This window comes from Bdellovibrionales bacterium, assembly GCA_019750295.1.
Lineage (GTDB): Bacteria > Bdellovibrionota > Bdellovibrionia > Bdellovibrionales > JAGQZY01 > JAIEOS01.
Map to the genome: position 1 here is coordinate 1 of JAIEOS010000035.1, position 5351 is coordinate 5351.

6 protein-coding genes are annotated in these 5351 nt (G+C 47.6%); 2 read left to right on the plus strand and 4 right to left on the minus strand.

The window, feature by feature from the left end:
• Positions 1 to 247 precede the first annotated feature (247 nt).
• Together K2Q26_07995 and K2Q26_08000 are read left to right on the plus strand one after the other, a co-directional pair.
• Positions 248 to 754 carry a hypothetical protein gene (locus tag K2Q26_07995; GenBank protein MBY0315446.1) on the plus strand — a complete coding sequence of 169 codons (507 nt, stop codon included), beginning with the start codon at positions 248 to 250 and terminating at the stop codon, positions 752 to 754.
• 418 nt (positions 755 to 1172) lie between these two features.
• Positions 1173 to 2354, plus strand: a complete 1182-nt coding sequence (locus K2Q26_08000) for a L,D-transpeptidase (protein ID MBY0315447.1) — start codon at positions 1173 to 1175, stop codon at positions 2352 to 2354.
• A gap of 1 nt (position 2355) precedes the next feature.
• Here the strand turns inward: K2Q26_08000 and scpB are convergent, their stop codons facing one another.
• From scpB to K2Q26_08020, 4 genes are all read right to left on the minus strand, one after another.
• On the minus strand, positions 2356 to 3447 hold the full coding sequence (gene scpB, locus K2Q26_08005) for an SMC-Scp complex subunit ScpB (GenBank protein ID MBY0315448.1): 1092 nt from the start codon (positions 3445 to 3447) through the stop codon (positions 2356 to 2358).
• Entirely contained in the window at positions 3440 to 4381 is a 942-nt protein-coding gene (locus tag K2Q26_08010) for a segregation/condensation protein A (GenBank protein MBY0315449.1), read from the minus strand. Before K2Q26_08010 ends, scpB begins: the two co-directional genes overlap by 8 nt.
• 8 nt (positions 4382 to 4389) lie before the next feature.
• Entirely contained in the window at positions 4390 to 5034 is a 645-nt protein-coding gene (locus K2Q26_08015) for a site-2 protease family protein (GenBank protein MBY0315450.1), read from the minus strand.
• A 53-nt stretch (positions 5035 to 5087) separates the two neighbouring features.
• Positions 5088 to 5351 (minus strand): hypothetical protein (locus K2Q26_08020; GenBank protein ID MBY0315451.1); only part of this gene is annotated, 264 nt, incomplete at its 5' end.

The following is a 5351-nucleotide window of genomic DNA, read 5'->3' on the forward strand; positions in this document are numbered from 1 at the left end:
GCAAATTCGAAAAGGTCTCTGAGGATCAGGGCGAAGCCTTTTTAGAAAACGTCATAAAGAACCAAGGCCAACCCCTTAAAAATCCAAGCTCTCCGTAGTGAATTAGATCGCAACGCGTTTAAAAGAATAGTTAATTTTAAGTGAATAACGTAAATAAATTTCATCGAACCTAGGAAATGCATTTTACTGGAGTTACTGTCACGCCAAACAAACTAAGAGCCGCTCTTGGTAAAAAAAGGAGACCCATATGTTAAAAATTTTTATCGCAACGACGTTATTGTTTTCGGTGGCTTATGCCGAGGAGTATTTCGTAGAACCACTGGTGTGTACCGCACGATGGGAAAAGCAGCCGAAAGGGGCTCACGAATCCTACGAGTACGCCACATTGACCATTACCTCTTTTAAAAGCGTAAGAGCTAACGATTGCTCACTTGTCGACTCTACCGGAACAGCAACAGACTTCGGTAAAGACGCTTTCGACGGGGTCAATTTAAATTCAAGTGAGGGCTACCTCGGAAGTTGGTTCGGTGGACCACTGGAAAAGAATGGATCTAAAGTTCAAGTTCCTTTCGGAGTCTGGGGCGCACCCCTCGAACTCTCAATTATCAACACGAACGTCACTGACGGCGCCCAATTCGACACCCTCACCGGCCGAGAAAAATTCCAAGACACCTTCTACAACCTGATCTGCCAAGCCCGAGTCGTAAAAACCCCCACCCACATCGAAAACAACACCAAAAACTGCAAACCCTAACCCACCAAGCAGCTCTATCGTAAGTTCAGCGAAGACCCACCTCCCGCGAGTCTTCGCTGAACTTTTAGCATCTCACCCACAATTTAACGAAGTTCAGAGTCATCAAAAAATTCAAAGAATTTGACCCTTTTGAAGTTCGGTCTTTTTCCTTTGAAAGTCCTTCAAGCGACCTCCCGTTAGCGTGAAGCGATTTTCGGGACTCCTGCCCGAAAAAACGGGCGAGGGCAGGAGCCCGCGTCGCTGGAAGGACTTTCAAAGGAAAAAGACCGAACTTCAAAACGCGTCTCATTCTGAGACGTCAAAACTTTATCCATTCCCCTAACAAACCGACGACACTCCCCGATCAAATCCACTGAGAGCCCTCATTACGTCGGCACAATTATTGGATATCATTGCCTATAAGAAGGTAGGGGGAATTATGAAGGCTCTAGGTTATCTAGCCTTATTGACATTAACGGCGTCCATCGCATCGGCCGAGGTCACCCAAGGTGGTCTTTGGAATGAGGTTTTCGGCGGAAGCCCATCAACTCTAAGAGTTGTTGTGGATCGCACCCCTAATCGCCAAACATTATCTGTTTATCGAGGCGAGAACAGTGAACCTTTGCGTTTTAAAATCTCCACTGGTCGCGAAGAGTTCGAACTCCCCACAAGTCCACTCGTAAATCCTTACTGCTCCTTTACACCCACAGGAAATGTGTTTACTCCGCAACGCCTTGTTCCTAACCATATCTCAAACACTTGGGAAGATGCGGAAATGCCGAACTCGGTATTTTTTAGAGGAGGCGTTGCTCTCCACGGAACAACCACTCCCGAGGGGAATAGAGCTTTAGGAACACAAGCCTCTGGGGGTTGCGTTCGCTTGAGCGTGGCCGACTCAAAGACTGTTTTTGATTTGATTCAATCTCATGGCGTGACGGATGCTCGCCGCCGCACCACTTACAATAACGTGAGCATCGAGGTGATTGACCAGCGTCCTCCGGAAGAGATTCAAAAACTCGAAAAACAATGTAACGACACTCGTCGCTTTTGGGATGAAAACTGCAAACAAGAACTCACAGAATGGAGAGGTCGTTGCAAGTCGACTTACGAGGCGGAGATGCCAGTCCTTCGCACGTGCCTTAAACAACGCCGCGATGATCCTCGCCAGCAAAATCCAGAAACACCCACAGCTTGCGTGAAAACACCTGAATTGGATTCGTGCTTAAAAGAGTTTATTAGCCACCGCAATCGTTGTAAGGCCGCCATCACTCAGTGGCAGCGCGCGAATTCGAATCGAACCGAAATCAATAACACTCCTCCTCCGGCGCAAGAAGTGAGAGCCCCGCTCCCACCGTCACGCCCCGCGGAGTTGTCACAGCAGGCCCCTGCAGCTCGCGCGGCATCTCCCAGCGCAATGCCTTTGCCGGTGTCTCGTCCCCTGAATCTTATTCCTCAGGGAGTTCCATCCTCTACGCCTCGACCCCAAGCTCGACCGGCCGAAGCTCCGCCTCGCCCGCCAGCCGACGTGCCCCACGTGGACGCACGTCGACCTCAGCCGCCGCGTCCTCGCGAGACACGGCCACAAAGTTCTGATTTATGGATGGATACCGTTTCGAATTAAATTAAACGTCGTTCTCTGTGGACTCTTCACTGGAAGAGTCTTCGTCTTCAAACGTCTCAGCAATCTCTGCCACGTCCTCGATCGATGCGACTTCGAGCTCTTCGGTGGATTGCGCTTGAAGGGTCGCTTCCGACTCCTGAGACAATGCCGCCATCTCTTTCGCCTGTTGAGCCAGCGCTTGCTGAGCTTCGTACTTTTCTAACCAACGGCGGTCTTTTTTATCGACCAACTCACCGACGGCGATGGCTTCTCGTAAGTCCTCCGCTTTTTCGCGGTCACGTTTTTCTTTTTGACGACGCTTTTCTTCCTCGAAGAACTCAGAAGACGTGTCGATGGTATCTAACTTTTGCACGATGTTGAGGAGCTCCTCCTCGCCTTCAGAGTAAGAGGTTCCGATTTGGGCCGACATGCCTTCCGTGACGGAACTTAATGTCTCCTTCTCTTCTTCGTCACCGATCCCTTCAGGGATCAACTGATCGATTTCTGAGAGCGACGGAAGCTCTTCTAAATTGCGAAGACCAAAAATCTCTAAAAATTTACGAGTGGTGCCGTAGCTCATCGGCTTACCGGGCAAGTCCTCGGCCTTCCCTTGGAAATTCACTAAACCTTTTTCCATAAGAGCGCGGACCAAGTGACCCGATTCAACGCCGCGGATCTGATCCACTTCGTTTTTAATGATCGGTTGTTTGTAGGCGATGATCGATAGAACTTCGAGAGCGGGACCACTCAGACGAAATGGCCGAGCTTTGTTGATTCGCTTTAAGAACTCCATGTTATCCATTTTGGTGCGCAGTTGGTAACCACCGACCACTTCGTCAAGAGTCACACCGCGAGTGGGATCTGCAAGGATCACTTGAAGTTGCTCAATGGCGCTTTTTAACTGGCGATTATCAACATTAGTTCCCACGAAAATCTGTTTCACCATCGAGAACGAGAGGGGCTTTTGGGACGCAAAAAACAACCCTTCTAAAATGGATAAAAGCTGGAAGGAGTCGATAAATTCAACCGGAGCTTCCTCTTGAGACGTCAGCTGAAAGTTTTCCGAATCTTCGGGCGCCGCCGCTGTATCCATTACGTCTTCGTTATCAAACATTTTCCGTCTCCTTCATTTCCTGATCATCCACAATCAGATTGCGCTCCGCCTGGGCGATATCTTCATCGCTCGCCACTTGTTCCAACTCTTCTCCAATATTAATTTTATCGACGTGAACATGATCCAGATCATTCACTTCGAATAAACTGTCGGCCACCTGCTCGGAACCCTGAGAATCATACTCCTGCACTTGATCCACATGATGAGTGGCAATTTCGGTTTTGGAGGTCACGTGGATATCGGTATAAACATCAGATTGAAACAAAGAAACCATTCCCATTTTTCCCAACTCTAACAGAGAGAGAAAAGTAATCAGTAACTCGTTTCGCTTGTCATCCGCAGACTGAATCAAGCTATTGAGCGTGATCGTCTTACCCACCACAAAGCGATCTTTGATTTCCAAAATGCGAGCAGCGATGGACTTTGTCTTGTTAGCAACTCTATGGACTTTATTTTTAATATTTTTTATGGCGCGACGATAAAAAGAAATCAGTGAGAACAATCCGCCTTCATCGAGCAGGATTTCGGTCTCATCTCCATCGTCCGCAAAACTTTCCGGAGCTCCCCGATTAAAAAGATCGCGTCCCAACAGAGGGCGTTTGTAGAGCTCTTTAGAGACTTCCTGGAATTTTTGATACTCCAAGAGGCGGTTCACAAGCTCTTTGCGCGGATCTTCAGTTTCGAGCAACTCGCCCTCTTCCGTATATTGCGGAAGTAGCATTTGCGATTTGATTTGAATCAGAGTTGCGGCCATGGCGACAAAGTCTCCCGCCGTCTCTAGATCCAGCTCTTTCATCCGACGGATGTAATCAAAATATTGGCTCGTGATCTTATGGATATCGATATCAAAAATGTTCATTTCCTCTTTACGAATAAGGTAAAGAAGCAGAGGGAGAGGACCGTCAAAATAGGGTAAGTGTATATCTATACTCATAAGTTACTTTAAGTGTTAATTAGGTCGACAGAATAGCGAACAATCCAATCCACTGGATAGGCTAAAAATCGCAAAACGCCCATTATGACAAATAGCATCAAGATCACGCTCAGAATCATTTGGTTAGTTTCTAACCATGTATCCCACTTAATGGGGATAAATCGGGCAATCACCTTTCCACCGTCCAATGGGTGAAGCGGCAATAGATTAAAAAAAGCCAAATAAAGATTTAATTTTAGAAATATCAAAGACATCTGAATCATCGGCTGAGTGACATCGAACAAATTCTGTCGAATCAGCACGGCGAGAATCACCAAACCTACTAAAAACAAGAGGATGTTCGAGGCGGGCCCTGCAAGAGCAATCCAAAACATATCCTGACGGGGTCGCGCCAAGTTTCGACTGTTCACCGGCACCGGCTTAGCCCATCCAAAGAGTGGCATCGAAGTTAAAATCGCCATGATCGGTAAAATCACCGTGCCAACGACATCGATGTGAGCCATGGGATTCAGAGTTAATCTCCCCATCATTTCCGCCGTGCGATCCCCTTTAAGGCGCGCCATCCAACCATGGGCGTACTCGTGAAAGCATAAGGAAAATAAAAACGGAATAAAAAACAAAATAGCTAAACTGATCTGTTCGGGTGTAAACATGACGTCAGTTTACGACCGTTTTTTGACGAATGTCTAGTGCTCAATCCTAATTTTTAGTAATAGTACCAATTGATCAAAAATCCTAAAATGAAAATCTGCGGGACACTCACCAAAGGCAACAGGAGAGCGATCTTCCAGGATTTCGTCGTCTCGCGAATGGCGAGAATTTCGGTGAGATCGGTCGCCACTCCCGCCATAAGAAATATAAACGCATTGCCCGCGGCATGCGCGACGTTGACCAAATCCGCAGCTAAAGGAACGGATCCTTCCGAGCACACTTCAATCCCCGTGGCCGCCAGTAAAGTGAGACTCATTCC

What these genes read in the sequence shown, in the direction of transcription:
- K2Q26_07995 (MBY0315446.1), top strand. Translation starts at nt 248, where the DNA reads ATGTTAAAAATTTTTATCGCAACGACGTTATTGTTTTCGGTGGCTTAT.
- K2Q26_08000 (MBY0315447.1), top strand. Translation starts at nt 1,173, where the DNA reads ATGAAGGCTCTAGGTTATCTAGCCTTATTGACATTAACGGCGTCCATC.
- scpB (MBY0315448.1), bottom strand. Translation starts at nt 3,447, where the DNA reads ATGTTTGATAACGAAGACGTAATGGATACAGCGGCGGCGCCCGAAGAT.
- K2Q26_08010 (MBY0315449.1), bottom strand. Translation starts at nt 4,381, where the DNA reads ATGAGTATAGATATACACTTACCCTATTTTGACGGTCCTCTCCCTCTG.
- K2Q26_08015 (MBY0315450.1), bottom strand. Translation starts at nt 5,034, where the DNA reads ATGTTTACACCCGAACAGATCAGTTTAGCTATTTTGTTTTTTATTCCG.